This is a genomic window from Thermocrispum agreste DSM 44070 (assembly GCF_000427905.1).
Classification (GTDB): Bacteria; Actinomycetota; Actinomycetes; order Mycobacteriales; family Pseudonocardiaceae; genus Thermocrispum; species Thermocrispum agreste.
The window spans coordinates 24883-42377 of the sequence record NZ_ATYX01000010.1 but is presented as its reverse complement, the minus strand read 5'-3'; the positions used below and the strand labels follow the sequence as shown (position 1 = coordinate 42377).

The following is a 17495-nucleotide window of genomic DNA, read 5'->3' as shown; positions in this document are numbered from 1 at the left end:
GTGAGCCTACGGGTTCGGTGACGATCGTCGCCTGCCGGGGCTTGCTGCGCGTCGGGATGAACTCCTCGTCGGCCTGATTCCCCTGGATGGCACAGTGTAGACACGATGACCGCTACCCGCGCCACTCTGTTTCGTGCCCTGCCCTGTTTCGACGGATCCGCCGACCCCGACGAGCTCTACCAGGCTTTCGTCGACTGGGCGGCGGGCCGTGGCCTGACGCTGTACCCGCATCAGGAGGAAGCACTCATCGAGCTGGTCTCCGGCTCGAACGTCATCCTGTCCACGCCGACCGGGTCGGGCAAGAGCCTGGTGGCGATGGGCGCGCACTTCTTCCTGCTGGCCAACCTGATGGAAGGCCGGCGCGCGTTCTACACCGCGCCGATCAAGGCGCTGGTGTCGGAGAAGTTCTTCGACCTGGTCGAGGTGTTCGGCGCGGACAACGTCGGCATGATGACCGGCGACTCGGCGGTGAACCCGAACGCGCCGATCGTCTGCTGCACCGCGGAGATCCTGGCCAACATGGCGCTGCGGTCCGGGCCGGACGCCGACGTCGGCCAGGTGGTGATGGACGAGTTCCACTTCTACTCCGACCCGGATCGCGGCTGGGCGTGGCAGGTGCCGCTGCTGGAGCTGCCGCACGCGCAGTTCCTGCTGATGTCCGCCACGCTCGGCGACGTGTCCTTCTTCCAGAAGGACCTGACCCGCCGGACCGGCCGCCAGACCGCGGTGGTCACGTCGACCGAGCGGCCGGTGCCGCTGACCTTCCGGTACGCCATGACCCCGCTGCACGAGACGATCGACGAGCTGCTGCACGGCGGTCAGGCGCCGATCTACGTGGTGCATTTCGCCCAGGCGGCGGCGGTGGAGCGGGCCCAGGCGTTGATGAGCGTCAACGTGTGCAGCAAGGCGGAGAAGGCGGCCATCGCGGAGGCCATCGGGGACTTCCGGTTCGCCTCCGGGTTCGGCAAGACCCTGTCCCGGCTGGTGCGGCACGGCATCGGGGTGCACCACGCGGGCATGCTCCCCAAGTACCGGCGCCTGGTCGAACAGCTCGCCCAGGAGGGGCTGCTGAAGGTCATCTGCGGCACCGACACCCTCGGGGTGGGCATCAACGTGCCGATCCGCACGGTGGTGTTCACCGCGCTGACCAAGTTCGACGGCGAGCGCATGCGGCACCTGAAGGCCAGGGAGTTCCACCAGATCGCCGGGCGGGCCGGTCGCGCCGGATACGACACCGACGGCTACGTCGTGGTGCAGGCGCCGGACCACGTGGTGGAGAACGCCAAGGCGCTGGCCAAGGCGGGGGACGACCCGAAGAAGAAGCGCAAGATCGTCCGGAAGAAGGCGCCGGAGGGGTTCGTCAACTGGACCGAGTCGACCTTCCAGCGGCTGATCCAGTCCGAGCCGGAGCCGCTGACCTCCAGCTTCACCGTCACGCACGCGATGCTGCTCAACGTCATCGCGCGGCCGGGTGATGCGTTCGCCGCGATGCGCAAGCTGCTGGAGGACAACCACGAGCCGCGGAACCGTCAGCTGAAGCACATTCTGCGGGCCATCGCGATCTACCGGGCACTGCGCACCGCAGGCGTGGTCGAGCAGCTGGACGAGCCGGACGAGGAAGGCCGCCGGGTGCGGCTGACCGTCGACCTGCAGTTCGACTTCGCGCTCAACCAGCCGCTGTCGCCGTTCGCGCTGGCCGCCATCGAGCTGCTGGATCCGGAGTCGCCGACGTACGCGCTGGACGTGGTGTCGATCATCGAGTCGACCGTCGAGGACCCACGCCCGGTGCTGGTGCAGCAGGAGTACAAGGCGCGCGGCGAGGCGGTGGCCGAGATGAAGGCGGAGGGGATCGACTACGAGGAGCGCATGGCGCTGCTGGAGGACGTCAGCTATCCCAAGCCGCTGGAAGAACTGATCATGGCCGCCTACGAGACTTACCGGCGCGGGCACCCGTGGGTGGCCGACACCCAGCCGTCGCCGAAGTCCGTGGTGCGGGACATGTACGAGCGGGCGATGACCTTCACCGAGTACATCAGCTTCTACCAGCTGGCCCGCTCGGAAGGCCTGGTACTGCGGTACCTGTCGGACGTCTACGACTCGCTGCGGCACACCGTGCCGGACGACGACAAGACCGAGCCGTTGCTGGATCTCATCGAATGGCTCGGCGAGCTGGTGCGGCAGGTCGACTCGAGCCTGCTGGACGAGTGGGAGGCGCTGCGCCATCCGCTGGAGGAGGGCGAGGCGAAGCGGCCGGAGCCGAGCGCGCCGCGCCCGGTCACCGGCAACGAGCGGGCCTTCCGGGTGCTGGTGCGCAACGAGATGTTCCGCCGGGTCGAGCTGGCGGCGCGGGAGGACTACGAGGCGCTGGGCGCGCTGGACTCGGACAGCGGCTGGGACGCCGACGCATGGGAGGAGGCGTTGGCGGACTACTTCGCCGAGTACGACTCGATCGGTACCGGCCCGGACGCGCGCGGGCCCGCGCTGTTTTCGATCGAGAAGGGGTCGGACAGCTGGACGGTGCGGCAAACACTGGACGACCCCGACGGCAATCACGACTGGGCGATCACCGCCGAGGTCGATCTGGCGGCGTCCGACGAGGCCGGGTGTGCGGTCGTCCGGGTCGTCGACGTGGGTGAGCTCTGACGGCGGACGAGTCGTGGCTGGCGGGCCGGCTGCGCTGCCTCCATCGGGCGCTCAACGGACGAGTTCCTGCCTCACCCGCTCGATGTCCCGGTCTTCGAATGCCACGCTGCCGAACAGTCGCGGCCCCGGCTCGGACGACCGCGGGCTGCGCCATGCCAGGTAGATCAACGGTGCCAGTACCACGAGCAATGCGATCACGAGTTCCATGGCATTAAGTTTGCGACCAGAAAAATACTGCCACCAGTGGCAGGACTGACCTTGTGCGCAAACTTTCTGCCACATACCCTGGCGGCCATGCTCGACAGCGTTGCCGCGGTGGTCATCGACCACGTCGCCCCGTTCGAACTCGGTGTGGTGTGCGAGGTGTTCGGGATCGACCGGCGGGAAGAAGGCGTGCCCCTGTTCGACTTCCGCATCTGTGCCGAGCGCCCCGGTGAGCCGGTGCCGACCAGCATGCCGATGCGGCTGATTCCGGAGTGCGGGCTGGACGAGCTGGTCGACGCCGATCTGGTGGTCGTACCGGCTGCGACCGTCCGCGACGAGTACCCGCCTGCCGTCCTGGAGGCCCTGCGGGCCGCACACGCGCGGGGAGCGACGTTGATGTCGGTGTGCAGCGGGGCGTTCATCCTCGGCGCGGCGGGCCTGCTGGACGGCCGCAAGTGCACCACCCACTGGCGGTATGTGGCCGAGTTCATGGCGCGCTTCCCGGAAGCCGACGTCGACCCGAACGTGCTGTACGTCGACGACGGGGATTTGGTGACCAGCGCCGGGACGGCCGCAGGCATCGACGCCTGCCTGCACCTGATCCGCCGTGAGATCGGCTCGGCCGCGGCGGTGGCGGTGGCCAGGCGCATGGTGGTGCCCCCGCACCGGGACGGCGGTCAGCGGCAGTTCATCGAGCAGCCGGTGCCGCCCGCGGAATGCGACAGCTTGCAGCCGATCCTGGACTGGGTGCTGGACAACCTCGCCGAGCCGCACACGGTGAGCAGCCTGGCCAAGCGCGCACAAATGTCGGAGCGGACGTTCGCGCGCCGCTTCGTGGCCGAGACCGGCACGACGCCGAACAAGTGGCTCACCGTGCAGCGGGTCGTCCACGCGCGGCGGCTGCTGGAGGAGTCGGACCTGCCGGTGGAGGAGGTCGCTGCGGCCGTCGGTTTCGGCAGTGCGGCGTTGCTGCGGCACCACTTCCAGCGCATCGTCGGGGTCTCCCCGAAGGCGTATCGCCGGACGTTCGCGCACGCCGGGGCGTGAGGACGGACGCCTCCTGACGCCACGTCCGGGTGCGGTTCAGGGTTCGCGCCCCAGCCAGGCGAGCAGCCGGTCCGAAGACGAGCTGGCCGCGGGCACCGGCACGGGGTCGGCGAACCGGCCTGGCCGGTCCTCGTCGGTGACCAGCAGCGGAGCCAGCCGTAGCAGATCGGCGGCCAGCCCGTCCGGCAGCGGCCTGGGTGCTCCGCAACCTTGCGCGAGATCCCAGCCGTGCACGGCAAGCTCCAGCGCCCCGGTGACAGCCACCACCGCCCCGGCGATCTCCCGTCCGTCGATGTCCACCGTCGGCACCCCCGCGCGCCGCTCGGCGATGATGGCGAGCAAGGCCCGCGCCGACTCCCTGAGCACGTCGAGCGGACATCGGTCCTGCAGGTCCGCATCGACGTGCACCCACCCGTCGTCGAACGCCTCGCCGAGGGCGCTCATCCCGTCGTTGAGGTGATCCAGCAGGTCTTGCACGGACCACTCCCGGCACGGGGTGGCCGCCGTGAGCACATCCGGCGTGACGGCGCCGAACGTGCCCACGGTGTAGCTGATCGCGCGTTCGAGCAGCTCCATGCCGCCGGACAGCGACTGAACTCCAGGGGCGCCCGCCATCAGCGGCCGGCGTCCTGCTCGACCGAGTCAAGCACCGCGGGCAGGCCGCCCAGCTCGAACAACGACACGTCGAAGAACACGTACGCGTGCCGGACGCCGTCCGTGCCGAGATCCAGCACCTGCAGCTGGAACGCCTTGAACGTGCCGTCCTCCTGGTCCCGCATGTACAGCGCGAACGCCGGTTGACCGTTCGCCCTGGTCGGCACCATGCGCATGTCGCCAGGGCGCTTCGCCGGGCAGTAGGTACGGATCAGCTCCCCGATCCGCTTCGCGCCCTGCACCCAGTTCAGGAACGGCGGCATCTCCCACACCGCTTCGTCGGTGAACAGCCGCACGATCTCGTCGACGTCGTAGGTCTCGAACGCCTTGGCGTATCGCTGCAGCAGCTCGCGCTGTCCGGCCTCGTCCGGCTCGTCGAGCTCGTCCGGTGACGGGGCCGTGCGTTCCAGTTGCGCATGCGCGCGTTGCAGCAGGCTGTTCACCGCCGCCACGCTGATGTCCAGCACCTCCGCGACCTCGGCCGCCGACCAACGCAGCACGTCGCGCAGGATGAGCACCGCCCGCTGCCGCGGCGGGAGATGCTGCAACGCGGCGAGCAGAGCCAGGCGGGTGTACTCGCGGGTGGCCACCACCGCCGCGGGGTCACCGGTCTCGTCGGTGGTGATCATCGCGTCCGGGATGGGCTCCAGCCACGGCACCTCGCCGCGCTGCAGCTTCTCCGCGCTGCTGCTGGTTTCCGGATCGGCCACGTCGGTGGGAAGTTCCCGGCGGCTCTTGTGTTCCAGCGCGCTCAAGCAGGTGCGCGTGGCGATGGAGTACAGCCAGGTGCGCAGCGACGAGCGGCCTTCGAACTTGTCGTAAGCCCGCCACGCCCGCAGGTACGTCTCCTGGACCAGATCTTCCGCATCGTGCACCGAGCCGAGCATGCGGTAGCAGTGCGCGAGCAGCTCGCGCCGGAACGGGTCGGCGAGCCGGACGAAATCGTCGTCGATGCTGGGAGCGGACATGCCGGACACAGTACCCCGATCCGGCGACAAAACCGCCGTCATGAGTCAGCCCATCCGCGCTCGCTCTTCCTCGGAGACGTGCATCAGCTGGACGTAGTTGCCGTCCGGGTCGATCGCGGTGGCGAACCACGAACCGTCGCGGTCCTCCGGCGGCGCCAGCCACGTCGCGCCCGCCTTCTCGAACCGGGCGGCCGCCTCGGGCACGTCGTCGACGTGAATGTTGAAGATCGCCCGGCCCGGCTCCTTGGTGCGGCCGGAGACGTCGTCGCGGTGATCGAACATCACGAAGAACCCGCCGACGTTCAGAAAGCTGTACTGCCCGTCGGGCGACCGGCCGGACTCCAGGCCGAGGGCATCGGCGTAGAACGCGCACAGGCGCTGCGGGTCGTCGCTGGACAGCAGCATGGAACCCAACACGGCACTCATCGCTTCCTCCTCGGTCGGCTGGAACGGGTTCACCGAGGAAGACCGGGCGAGCCCGGCGAACTCATCGGTTGGGGAAAAATTTTCGTTCCCAGCTCTTAACAGCACGCCCGATCTGGAGTAGGACTCACGCCATGAAACTCAAGTCGGTAGTCACGTGGACGGCCGTCGCCATCGTGGGCGCCGTCTGCTGGGGCGTGCTCGCGCTGGCGCGCGGTGAGTCGATCTCCGCGATCTGGCTGCTCGGCGCGGCACTCGGCTCGTACGCCATCGCGTACCGTTTCTACGCCCGGTTCATCTGCAAGCGGGTGCTTCAGGTGGACGACACCAGAGCGACGCCCGCTGAGCGGTTGAACAACGGCGTCGACTACCACCCGACCGACCGTCGGGTGCTGCTCGGGCACCACTTCGCGGCCATCGCGGGGGCCGGCCCGCTGGTCGGCCCGGTGCTGGCGGCGCAGATGGGCTACCTGCCGGGGACGATCTGGATCATCGTCGGCGTGATCTTCGCCGGTGCGGTGCAGGACATGGTGATCCTGTTCTTCTCCATGCGCCGCAACGGCAAGTCGCTCGGCCAGATGGCCAGGGAGGAAATCGGTGTGGTCGGCGGGGTCGCCGCGCTGCTCGGCGTCTTCGTCATCATGATCATTCTGCTCGCGGTGCTGGCGCTGGTCGTGGTCAACGCGCTGGCGCAGTCGCCGTGGGGCACCTTCTCCATCGCGATGACCATCCCGATCGCCCTGTTCATGGGCTTCTACCTGCGCGTGGTCCGGCCGGGCAAGGTGATCGAGACGTCGGTGATCGGCGTCGCGCTGCTGATCCTGGCGATCATCGCCGGTGGCTGGGTGGCCCAGTCGTCGTGGGCGAGCGCGTTCACGTTCGACCCGGAGACGCTGACGCTGTTCCTGGTCGTCTACGGCTTTGCGGCGTCGGTGTTGCCGGTGTGGATGCTGCTCGCGCCCCGTGACTACCTGTCGACGTTCATGAAGATCGGCACGATCGTGCTGCTGGCCATCGGCGTGGTGATCGCCGCACCGGTGCTGCAGGCGGACGCGGTGTCCAAGTTCGCGTTCGACGAGATCGGGCCGGTCTTCTCCGGCGACTTGTTCCCGTTCGTGTTCATCACGATCGCGTGTGGCGCGCTGTCCGGGTTCCACGCGCTGGTGTCGTCCGGCACCACGCCGAAGATGATCGAGAAGGAGTCCCAGGTCCGGCTCATCGGCTACGGCGGAATGCTGATGGAGTCGTTCGTGGCGGTGGCCGCGATCATCGCCGCGTGCATCCTCGACCCGGGCCTGTACTTCGCCATGAATTCACCGGCGGGCGTCACCGGCGGAGCGGTGCAATCGGCGTCCGAGTTCGTCAACAGCCTCGGGTTCGTGATCACCCCGGCGGAGCTCGACGCCGCGGCCGCGGCGGTGGAGGAGGAGTCACTGGTGTCCCGCACCGGTGGCGCACCGACCCTGGCCGTCGGCATGTCCGACATCTTCGCCCAGGTCTTCGGCGGCGAAGGGATGCGGGCGTTCTGGTACCACTTCGCGATCATGTTCGAGGCGCTGTTCATCCTGACCACCGTCGACGCGGGCACCCGGGTCGGCCGGTTCATGCTGCAGGACACCCTGGGCAACATCTACAAGCCGCTCGGCCGGGTGTCCTGGAAGCCGGGCCTGTGGTTCACCAGCGCCGTGGTGGTGGCCGCCTGGGGCTACTTCCTGTGGGCCGGTGTCACCGACCCGCTCGGCGGCATCAACCAGTTGTTCCCGCTGTTCGGTATCGCCAACCAGCTGCTCGCCGCGATCGCGCTGACCGTGGCGACGGTGATCCTGGTCAAGAGCGGCAAGCTCAAGTGGGCCTGGGTGACGGCGGTGCCGCTGGCGTGGGACGCCGCGGTCACGCTGACGGCGAGCTGGCAGAAGGTGTTCTCCGACGACCCGAAGATCGGGTTCTTCGCCCAGCGTGACCAGTACGCGGCGGCGCTCGAGCGCGGCGAGGTGCTGGCCCCGGCAAAGGACCTGGACGACATGTCCACGATCGTCACCAACTCCACGGTCGACGGTGTCCTGGCCGCGCTGTTCGCCCTGCTGGTCGTGGTGGTGATCGGCAACGCGCTGGTGGTGTGCTGGCGTGCGGTGCGCTCGCCGGAGCCGTTGCCCACGACCGAGGAGCCGTGGCAGGAGTCGAAGATCGTCGCTCCGTCCGGTCTGTTCGCGACGGCGGAGGAGAAGAAGCAGCTGGCCGCGATCGGCGCCCCGCCCAACGGGTCCGGGGTGCGTACGGACGACGGCTCCGGCGGTTCGGCAGGCAAGGACGGTGACTCGTCATGACGGCGGCCTGGCGGCGTTTACGCCGGACACTGCGCGGCGTGCGCTGGTACCTGGCCGAGCTCACCGGGGAGACCGAGTACGACCGCTTCGTGGAGCATCGGAAGCGGCTGCACCCGGACGAACCGGTGCCGAGCAGGCGGGAGTACGAGCGCATCCGCCACGAGCGGCTGGCGCAGCCCGGCGCACGGTGCTGTTGAGCTGAGCCCGCGGCGGGCTGGGGTCGTGCCGCACGGCCCCAACCCGTTTGGTCGGGTAGATCGGCACAGCGCCGGAGTGCGTCGTGCGGGACCGGTCGACAACCGCGTGGCGGTCTCGATGTCGCTCATCCGGCGGGCGGCCCCCCGCGTGGATGGCGTCGGCCCATGGGCAGCACGGTGCCCGCGTACTCCAGTACCGCACCCCGACCAGGCTCGGGTTGCCGTCGATCTCCGGACGGTGCCCGCGTACTCCAGTACCGCACGCCCCGCGTGGATGGCGTCGGCCGGCTCCGCCTGGCCGGTGTCGTGCGCCACCGTCGGGTCTGGTTTGTGGCGGCGGCAGCGGGTCCCCGGTCGTGCGGATCCGAAAGACCGTGCCGCGGCCGGGCGCAATCCGGCACCGGCCGCCATGGCAGGCATGTGCCGGACCGGGGTCCGCCATGGATCGTCGAAGCCGCTCTCACGTGTGAGCACTGGCGTGGGGCCGATCCCATATGCGCCGCGTCCACCGGTGCCCGTCCCCGAAAAGACTCCGGCCCTGGCGGGAACTCCCGCCAGGGCCGGTCGTCATGTCGCCGGGTGATCGCGGAGGGTCAGCCCTTGACCGAGCCGGCCATCAGGCCACCCACGAACCACCGGCCGAGGATGATGTAGACCAGCAGCGTCGGCGCGGAGGCGATCAGCGCACCCGCCATGGACGCCGCATAGTCCTGCAGCTGCCCGGCGGCGAGGAAGTTCAGCCCGATGGTGACCGGCCCGTTCTGCGCGCTGGAGAAGAACATCGCGAACAGGTAGTCGTTCCACACCGAGGTGAACTGCCAGATGATCGTCACCACGAAGCCGGGGATGGACACCGGGAGCACGATCGAGAAGTACGTGCGCAGCATGCCCGCGCCGTCCACCTTGGCCGACTCGATGACTTCCGTCGGGATGGATGCGTAGTAGTTGCGGAAGATCAGGGTGCAGATCGGCAACCCGTAGACGACGTGAATGAAGATCAGCGACGGGATCCCCCGCTCGAATCCCATCGTGTCGATCACCTCGACCAGCGGGATCATCACCGCCTGGTACGGGATGAACATGCCGAACAGGATCAGCGTGAAGACCAGGTCGGCGCCGCGGAAACGCCACTTGGACAACACGAACCCGTTCATCGAGCCGAGCACCGACGACAGCAGCGCCGCCGGGACGACCAGCAGGAACGTCCGTCCGAGCGAGTCGCTGAGCCGTTCCCAGGCGCGTTCCCAGCCGGAGGTGTCCCAGTTCTCCGGCAGTGCCCACGCGGTGTCCGGCGACACCTCGGCACCGCTTTTGAAGCTGGTGACCAGCAGCACGTAGGCCGGGATCAGCACGACGACCGTGAAGAACAGCAGCAGCGCGTACCGGATCGTGCGCACCGCCGCCGCCCGCGGCCCCTTGCTGCCCGGCGGCCGCACCGGCTTGGTCTTCGGCTTCTTTGCCTTCCCGTCGACCCTCGGCTTGATGTCTTCGAGCACGGTGGTGGTCATCGGCGACGCTCCGCACGGTAGGTGCTGATCAAGTACGGCACGATCAGCACGGCCACCACCAGCAGCAGCACGGTGCCGATCGCCGCGGCCTCGGCCCATTCGCCGCTGGTGTACTTCAGCCACATCTGGGTACCGGGCACCTGCGTGGTGTAGTTGGTCTGTCCGGCCACCGCCATGATCAGGTCGAACACCTTCAGCGACATGTGGCCGATGATGATCACCGCGGACAGCGCGACCGGCGACAGCTGCGGGAACAGCACGTGCCGGTACAGCTGCCACTCGGTGGCCCCGTCGACCCGGGCAGCCTCACGCAACTCCTCCGGGATGCCCCGGAAGCCGGCGAGGAACAGCGCCATCACGTAGCCGGACAGCTGCCAGATGGCAGGCATCGCGATGGCCAAGATGCCCCACCCTTCGTGGGTCCACCACTGGCCCTGCAGGAAGCCGAGCCCGACCATGTCCAACAGCCGGTTCAACCCGCTGGCCTGCTCCCCGGTGTTGCTGTTGAGCAACCACCGCCAGACCACACCGGAGGCCACGAACGAAACGGCCATCGGAAACAGGTACACCGCGCGGAAGATGCCCTCGCCGCGCGCGCCCCGCTCCAGCAACCACGCCCAGAGGAACCCGAAGAACAGCGTGCCTGCGACGAACGCGCCCGTGTACATCGCCACGTTGCGCAGCGAGTAGACGAACGTGTCGTCGTTGAACAGGTTCTCGTAGTTCTCCAGGCCGACGGTGCCGGTGGTCTGGCCTCGGACGTTGTCCGTCAGCGAGGTCCAGACCCCGGCACCGATCAGCCCGTAGACGAAGATGCCGAGCAGGATCAAGGTCGGGGCGATCAGCAGGACGGGGGGACCCCAGCTCCTGATCCTGGTGAACACTCAGCGTCCCTTACTGCTTCTTCTGGTTGTCTTCCGCTGCCTTCACCAAGGCGTCGATCAGCTTCGCCTTGTCCTTGTTGGCGGAGAAGCTGCTGACCGCCTCGGTGATGGCGGTCGACCACTTCACCGACGCCGCGGCACCGTGCGCCAGCGACGGCACGATGGTGTCGTTCTTGTAGGACTCGATGGCGGTCTTCTGGTACTCGCCGTAGTCGTCCGGGTTGGCGTCGGTGCGGGCCGGAATCGAACCCTTCTTGATGTTGAACGCCTTCTGACCCTCGGCGCTGCCCACGGTCTGCAGCCACGCCTTGGTGCCTTCCTCGTTCTTCGCGCCCACCGGCAGGGTGAACGAGTCGGCGAGGAAGTCGAACACGCCGTCGGTGCCGGGCACGGGGTAGGTGATGTAGTCCTTGCCCCATTCCTTGTCGGCTTCCTGGAAGGCCGCCTCTGCCCAGTCACCCATGATGTTGAACGCGGCCTTGCCGTCGATCACCATCTTGGTCGCGTCCGGCCAATCCAGGTTCTGCCGGTCGGTGTTGGTGTAGGACAGCAGCGTGGCGTAGTGGTCGATCGCCTTGCGCACCTCCGGCCCGTCCCACTTGGTCGAGCCGTCCCACAGGCCGATGTACTTCTCCGGCCCCAGGTCGGCGATCAGCACCGTCTCCAGCAGGTGCACCTGAGTCCAGTCGGTGGCGATGGACAGCGGCGTGTCCACGCCGGCCTTCTTCAGCTTCTCCAGCTGGTCGATGAACTCGTCGAGGTCCTTGGCAGGCTCCTCACCGATGTTCGCCTTCTTCAGCACCTCGGGGTTGGCCCACACCACGTTGGCTCGGTGCACGTTGGACGGGACCGAGTAGATCTTGCCGTCCACGGTGAGCAGCTCGATCAGGTCCTTCGGGAAGACGTCGTTCCAGCCGTACTCCTCGTACAGCGCCGAGATGTCCTGGATCTGGTTCGCCTCGATGTAGTCGAGCAGCTCGGCGCCCGCGTGCGCCTGGAAGGTGCTCGGCGGGTCCTGCTGCTGCAGGCGGGAGGCCAGCACGTTCTTCGCGTTGCTGCCCGCGCCGCCGGCAACGGCACCGTTGACGAAGTTCAGATCGGGGTGCTGCTTGTTGAACTCCGCGACCAGGGCGTCCAGGCCGGCTTTCTCACTGCCGTCTGCCCACCAGGTGAACACCTCGACGTCCTTGGTGTCGTCGCCGTCGTCACCGCCGCAGCCCGCGGTGAACGCCAGCGCGACTGCGGACAATCCCGCGATCAACGCTCTGAGCTTCATGGTGAAGCCTCCTCGCTTCCCTTCACATTGGATGTGGACGGTAGTCACGTCCCGTTGCCGCGTGCAATCGGCAACTCACCGGACCCGCGCGGGATCAACCGCGTGGGCAACCGAACCGTTTTCGCACGTCCTTGCCGGTCTCCGCCCAGCCGCTCGAACAACAGCTCGGCGGCGGTGCGCCCCAATTCGGCAGGATCCTGTGCCACAACCGTGATCGGCGGCTGCAGCACGTCGGCGAGCTCGAAGTCGTCGAAGCCCACCAGGGCGGGCCGTTCGGGGCGCTTGGCAAGTTCGCGAAGAACCTGGACCGTCACGCGGTTGTTGCCGCAGAACAACGCGGTGGCCGGGTCCTGCCCGGCCAGCACGCGCGCCAAGGCGTGACGGATCGCCTCGGCCGTCGGCGGCGCGAGATGGGTCAGCGACTCGTCGTAGGGCAGGCCGGCGGCTTCCAGCGCGGCCCGGTAGCCGGCCAGCCGTGCCGTCGCGGTGAAGATCGACGGGGCGTCGCCGAGGAAGGCGATGCGCCGGTGGCCGTGGGCGATCAGGTGCTCGACCGCCGTCTGGGCGCCACCTTCGTTGTCCACCAGCACCGTGTCCGCGTTGATGTCCTGCGGGGGACGGTCGACGAACACCGCGGGCGTGCCCGCCATGATCTCCGGCACCAGGTAGCGGTGGGTGTCGCCCGCGGGTACGATGATCAGCCCGTCCACCCGGCGGGCGCAGAACGCCAGGGTCAGCTCGCGCTCGCGCACCGGGTCCTCGTCGGAGGAACCGGCGAACACCAGCGAGTCGTGCCGGCGGGCGACCTCTTCCACGGCCCTGGTCAGGATGGAGGAGAACGGGTCGGCGACGTCCTCCAGCACCAGTCCGATGGACGCGGTGCGGCCCTGGCGCAGCAGGCGCGCGCCTTCGTTGCGTCGAAAGCCCAGCTTGGCGATGGCCGCATGGACTCGCTCCGCGGTGTCCGGGCTGACCGACCCTTCGTTGTTGACCACGCGCGAAACGGTCTTCAAGCCGACACCGGCCAGTGCCGCGACGTCTTTCATCGTCGGGCGGGCGGACATCATCGGCGCAAGACCTCTTTCGACGGCAACGTTGTCATCGGACGAACGGTAGCGCATCGGACGAGGACGACAAGGGGTCTTTCGTCACACCCCGGGGCGGCTATGACAACGTTGTCTGAACGGTACCCCAGTTGTCGCCCGATCGGGCAGCAAGCATCGATTATGGTGACTCTCCGCTGGCGAGACCAGACGGTGTGACGGTCGGTACGACGTACGGCTTGCGCGGCCGCGCGAACGGACCGTTCGGCAGCGGCGAGGTCGTCCGTTCAGGGCCTCCGGCCTTGAGGCAACCATGATCGGGGCCGCCCTTGCGCGCGCGTCCGTGCGCCCGCTGTCGTGGATTTCCAGGTCGAGATGGGCTTCCGCGGCCCCTGTGTCCGCAACTGTGGCGCACGACTACCATGGCCACGGCCGTCCGAGGGCCGTGGCTCCTGCGTCCGTGGCTGTGGCAGTACTTGCTCTTCTGCGGCATCGGCCGCTGCGCCGCGGCTACTGCACCCGCGGCCGTGGCTTGATCTGCGCGAAGTGGTGTCACTCCGTCGCAGCTCTTCCTGCGCTGCCGGGCTGTCCAGGTGTCTCGCCACCGTTGTGGCGCAGCCTGCTGCTGTCCAGGTATCTCGCCACCGCTGCCTGTGCTGCCGGCCGTCCGGGCATCTCGCCAGCTCGGAGACCGAGCACAGCGGGCCGGATGGGCCGGGGCAGGTCGTCTCCTCCGGCCGCCGGGTGTTCGCCGCCGGACCCGGGATTCGCTGTCGTGAGGGTGAGTGCTGGCGGGGTTTCGCTGTGTCGCTGCCGCGTCCACGGCGGTTCCCGAGAAGGTGAGGCGGGTGCTCGCGGTGTCACTGCGCGGCGAGGCGGGCAAGCTGATGATCGATCAGGCGTTCGGCTTCCTCGATCGTCCGATGGCCGAGCAGGATCGCATCGATCAATCCGGTCACCACCGCGATGAGCAGGTCGGCTTCGGTGACCGGATCGCAGTCCGCGTTCAGCTCACCCGCCTGCTGTGCGGTGGAGATCATCGCGGCGACGCCGTGGCGAAGCTGTTCGTGCCCGGTGCGGAAGCGCTCGGCGATGATCGGATCCTTGAGCGCCCGCACGAAGAAGGCATTGGCCACGAGCGCATCCGTTCTGCTCGCCGCGTCACGGGGGAGCAGCGCGAGCAGAATCATTCGGAGGCCGGCGAGCCCTTCCGGCAGGTCGGTACCGACGCGGCGATCCACCTGTTCGCGCAACGTGCCGGTGGCATAGCGCAGCATCTCGTCCTTGGAAGCGAAGTAGTGCTGCACCAACCCCTTGGAGATACCCGCCTCGGTGGCGACTTCGCCGAGGCTCACCCCCTCCAGCCCGCGATCGGCCGCGATCCGTCGCACCGCCGCCGCGATGAGCTGTCGGCGCTCCTCGTGATCGACGCGCTTGGGCATCCGCCACCCCTTTCGCAATACGACCGGCTTGCAAAAACCTGCAGGGCATTTTATAATCCGATCGTATTGCAAAAACATGGGGAGGACGCATGGGGCTCAGTGGATTCGTCTCAAGCCAGGCGCGCGAGGAGTACTTCGCGGTGTACGAACGCGCCTTCGCCGCCTTGCCCCGTGCCGCCGCGCACTTCGATGTCGAGACGGCGTTCGGGACGGCTCGGGTCTACCGGTTCGGCGAGCCCGGGCCGTCGCCGATGGTGCTGCTGCACGGGCGGGCCGGTGCCACCGTGATGTGGGAACCCAACCTCGCGGCATTCGCCGAGCGTGGTGGCCCGGTCTACTCGATCGACATCATCGGGGAAGCCGGTCGCAGTGTGCAGACCGCGCCCATCCGCAACGCGCGTGATCAGGCTGCGTGGCTGTCCACGGTGCTCGAGGAGCTGGAGCTGTCGGGTGCGCACCTGGTCGGTTACTCGTTCGGTGGCTGGCTGGCCGCGAACTTCGCCGTCCACGAGCAGTCCCGGCTCGCCTCGCTCACCCTGATCGAGCCGGTGCAGACCTTCGCGCCGTTCACCGTCGGCCTCGTCACGCGCAGCGCCTTGGCGGCGCTCCCCGTGGTCCGGCGCTGGGGGAGGCCCTCGTTCATCGAGTGGATCTCCGACGGCGCGGAGGTCGATGCCGACGATCCGGTCGCGTCCGTCATCGAAGAAGGGATGCGGACGTTCCGGATCGGGTTGCCGACGCCTCGCGTGTTCCGCGACGAGCAGCTGCGGTCCATCCGTGTGCCCACGCTCGTCCTGGTGGGCGGCCGGAGCGTCATGCACGACGCGCGGAAGTCGTTCGAGCGTGCCCGTCGGCTGCTCCCGGACGCGCAGTGCGAGTTGTGGCCCTCGGCCACGCACGCCATTGCCGGGGAGTCCGCGACCGAGGTGAACGAGCGCGTGCTCGAGTTCGTCTCGTCGGTCGAGCAGCGGGTGCAGCAATGAGCGGCGCGAACTCCGACGCCAAGCCGCTGCTGACCCTGCTGGTGTGGGACGCCGGCTTCCCACTGGCGGTGTACTACGGCATGCGCCTGGCCGGTGCTGACGAGCGTCTCGCGTTGCTGACCGGTGCCATCTGTGCGGCAGCCCGGCTGGCCTTCGTCGCCGTGCTGAAGCGTTCGTTCGACGGATTCGCCGCGTTGCTGGCCGCGGTACTCGGGGTCGGCCTGCTGCTCACGTTCATCTCGGGCGACGAGAAGTTCCTCCTGGTGAAGGAGTCGTTCAGCGTCGCAGCGGCGGCGGTGATCCTGCTGGTCAGCTGCTTCACCAGCAAGCCGCTCGTGCTGGTCGTGGCCCGGGCCGGCTCGTCGCAGGCGCACCGTGCGGAGATCGACCGGTTGTGTGCGTCCATCCCGCAATTCCGCCGCGCCTTCGTGCTGATGACCGCCGTGTGGGGGGTCGCGTTGCTGGTGGAGGCGGCGCTGCGGGTGCTGCTGGTTTACCTGGTGCCCGCCGACGTGATGGTCGCGCTGAGCCTGGTGATGTTGCTCGGAGTAGTGGCGCTGCTGTCGGTGTGGACCGTGTGGTACTCCTCGCGGGTGCAGGCGCGCTACGAGGTCGGCGCGGCCCAGGCGGCGGGCTGAAGCAGGGTCCACCTCGGGGGACGACCTTCGTACTCGAATGGTGAGAAGGCCGGGGTCGCGGTGAGCGGCCCCGGCCTTCTGCGTACGGACACCCGGTGCAGCTCGACATCCCGTGCCTCTTCCGGGCATCCTGTTCCGCCGGATGATTCGCGGTCCGGTCGCCGCACCGTTCTCGTTTGGCTCAAGGCGCGAGGTTGCAGGCGCCCGAATCCTCGCCTCAACCTGGCCAGCTGCTTGCCCGCCTCGGTTCTTGATCGCTGACGCCGCCGCGATCAGTTGTCAGCGTGATCAACAAGAGGAGGACGGTCGGGCCGAGCGCGCCGATCACGCCGCCGTCGACCCAGGCGATCCGCGTGGAAGCACTTTCGGGCGTCGGGTCACAGCCGTACCGGGTGGACTCGGCACCGCAGGGCTGGCAGGGGCCAGGGGTGTCCGGGTGTCGTAGAGCCGCGAGATACTGCGTCAGCTCGACCTGCTGTCCGACGGCGAGGAGTTCATGGATTGAGCAAGCTGTACTTCTACTACTCGGCGATGAACGCGGGGAAAACCACGACGCTGTTGCAGAGCGCGCACAACTATCACGAGCGGGGCATGCGGACGTTGCTGTTCACGCCCCGCGTCGACGGCCGGTACGGCACGGGTGTGATCGCGTCGCGCATCGGCCTGAAGGCCGACGGGCGCGCATTCACCGCCGACGAGGACTTGCTCGAGCTGACCAAGGCGGACGTCGAGGCGAACGGCAGGCTGCACTGCGTCCTGGTGGACGAGGCGCAGTTCTTGACCAAGGTCCAGGTATGGCAGCTCACCGAGATCGTGGACCGGTTGAACATCCCGGTGCTGGCCTACGGCCTGCGCACGGACTTCCGGGGAGAGCTGTTCGAGGGCAGCAAGTACTTGTTGGCGTGGGCGGACACCCTGACGGAGATCAAGACGATCTGCCACACCGGCAAGAAGGCCACGATGGTGGTCCGGGTGGACGAGCAGGGCCGGGCGGTCACCGAGGGACCGCAGGTGGAGATCGGCGGCAACGACCGGTACGTGTCGGTGAGCAGGGCGGAGTTCAAGGAGATCACGCAGGGCCGGAAGGTGCTCGGGCCGGAGATCCGCGGCCTGGGCGAGTGAGCCGGGGTAGGCGGCGTCCGCTGGCGGCGCTCGGCCTGAGTCTGTGCTCGGACCGGCGAGGCGGTGGCTGCTGGGTCGCCGTCCTGGTGGGTGGGCTGGCGTGGCCGGGGAGGGGGCCTGGCCTGTGTCTCGGGGGTGG

General features: G+C 68.3%; 16 protein-coding genes. 7 read left to right on the top strand and 9 right to left on the bottom strand.

The features are described 5' to 3' along the window. Window positions 1-105 precede the first annotated feature (105 nt). Entirely contained in the window at window positions 106-2643 is a 2538-nt protein-coding gene (locus YWY_RS0108785) for a DEAD/DEAH box helicase (protein ID WP_051310081.1), read from the top strand. Between the two features lie 51 nt (window positions 2644-2694). Here YWY_RS0108785 and YWY_RS24040 read toward each other — a convergent pair whose 3' ends face one another. Then, entirely contained in the window at window positions 2695-2850 is a 156-nt protein-coding gene (locus YWY_RS24040) for a hypothetical protein (RefSeq protein ID WP_156899158.1), read from the bottom strand. A gap of 87 nt (window positions 2851-2937) precedes the next feature. Between YWY_RS24040 and YWY_RS0108775 the strand changes: the two genes are divergently transcribed. Beyond that, a complete protein-coding gene (locus tag YWY_RS0108775; protein ID WP_028847314.1) occupies window positions 2938-3894 on the top strand; it encodes a helix-turn-helix domain-containing protein in 957 nt (318 codons plus the stop codon). 36 nt (window positions 3895-3930) lie between these two features. Here YWY_RS0108775 and YWY_RS0108770 read toward each other — a convergent pair whose 3' ends face one another. Genes YWY_RS0108770 through YWY_RS0108760 form a run of 3 tightly spaced genes read right to left on the bottom strand, consistent with a single transcriptional unit; the run spans window position 3931 to window position 5942 of the window. Further along, window positions 3931-4509, bottom strand: a complete 579-nt coding sequence (locus YWY_RS0108770; RefSeq protein ID WP_038044866.1) for a TIGR03086 family metal-binding protein — start codon at window positions 4507-4509, stop codon at window positions 3931-3933. Then, window positions 4509-5516 (bottom strand): sigma-70 family RNA polymerase sigma factor, encoded by a 1008-nt coding sequence (locus YWY_RS0108765; protein ID WP_156899157.1) that lies wholly within the window; start codon window positions 5514-5516, stop codon window positions 4509-4511. The genes YWY_RS0108770 and YWY_RS0108765 overlap by 1 nt, the downstream gene beginning before the upstream one ends. Window positions 5517-5561: 45 nt before the next feature. Continuing rightward, window positions 5562-5942 carry a VOC family protein gene (locus YWY_RS0108760; protein ID WP_028847311.1) on the bottom strand — a complete coding sequence of 127 codons (381 nt, stop codon included), beginning with the start codon at window positions 5940-5942 and terminating at the stop codon, window positions 5562-5564. 131 nt (window positions 5943-6073) lie between these two features. Between YWY_RS0108760 and YWY_RS0108755 the strand changes: the two genes are divergently transcribed. Continuing rightward, the gene (locus YWY_RS0108755; protein WP_028847310.1) at window positions 6074-8263 is read left to right on the top strand and encodes a carbon starvation CstA family protein; all 2190 of its coding nucleotides are present in this window, start codon (window positions 6074-6076) and stop codon (window positions 8261-8263) included. Continuing rightward, complete coding sequence (locus YWY_RS21015) at window positions 8260-8460, top strand: YbdD/YjiX family protein (RefSeq protein WP_038044865.1); 201 nt, start codon at window positions 8260-8262, stop codon at window positions 8458-8460. The genes YWY_RS0108755 and YWY_RS21015 overlap by 4 nt, the downstream gene beginning before the upstream one ends. Window positions 8461-9053: 593 nt before the next feature. On the opposite strand, the gene YWY_RS0108745 is transcribed toward YWY_RS21015, so the two are convergent. From YWY_RS0108745 to YWY_RS0108725, 5 genes are all read right to left on the bottom strand, one after another. After that, window positions 9054-9968 (bottom strand): carbohydrate ABC transporter permease, encoded by a 915-nt coding sequence (locus YWY_RS0108745; RefSeq protein WP_084609129.1) that lies wholly within the window; start codon window positions 9966-9968, stop codon window positions 9054-9056. Next, window positions 9965-10852: a carbohydrate ABC transporter permease gene (locus tag YWY_RS0108740; protein WP_028847308.1), complete on the bottom strand. Its 888-nt coding sequence runs from the start codon at window positions 10850-10852 to the stop codon at window positions 9965-9967. Before YWY_RS0108740 ends, YWY_RS0108745 begins: the two co-directional genes overlap by 4 nt. 10 nt (window positions 10853-10862) lie before the next feature. After that, entirely contained in the window at window positions 10863-12128 is a 1266-nt protein-coding gene (locus tag YWY_RS0108735) for an ABC transporter substrate-binding protein (RefSeq protein WP_028847307.1), read from the bottom strand. Window positions 12129-12172: 44 nt separating this feature from the next. Further along, complete coding sequence (locus tag YWY_RS0108730; RefSeq protein WP_211227512.1) at window positions 12173-13174, bottom strand: LacI family DNA-binding transcriptional regulator; 1002 nt, start codon at window positions 13172-13174, stop codon at window positions 12173-12175. Window positions 13175-14031: 857 nt separating this feature from the next. After that, entirely contained in the window at window positions 14032-14613 is a 582-nt protein-coding gene (locus tag YWY_RS0108725; protein WP_028847305.1) for a TetR/AcrR family transcriptional regulator, read from the bottom strand. Between the two features lie 89 nt (window positions 14614-14702). Between YWY_RS0108725 and YWY_RS0108720 the strand changes: the two genes are divergently transcribed. The 3 genes from YWY_RS0108720 to YWY_RS0108710 all read left to right on the top strand — a co-directional run bounded on the left by YWY_RS0108720 (window position 14703) and on the right by YWY_RS0108710 (window position 17356). Next, the gene (locus YWY_RS0108720; protein WP_028847304.1) at window positions 14703-15596 is read left to right on the top strand and encodes an alpha/beta fold hydrolase; all 894 of its coding nucleotides are present in this window, start codon (window positions 14703-14705) and stop codon (window positions 15594-15596) included. Then, window positions 15593-16234, top strand: coding sequence for a VC0807 family protein (locus YWY_RS21010; RefSeq protein ID WP_038044864.1), 642 nt, complete (start codon window positions 15593-15595; stop codon window positions 16232-16234). Before YWY_RS0108720 ends, YWY_RS21010 begins: the two co-directional genes overlap by 4 nt. 501 nt (window positions 16235-16735) lie before the next feature. Next, a complete protein-coding gene (locus tag YWY_RS0108710) occupies window positions 16736-17356 on the top strand; it encodes a thymidine kinase (RefSeq protein WP_028847303.1) in 621 nt (206 codons plus the stop codon). Window positions 17357-17495 lie beyond the last annotated feature (139 nt).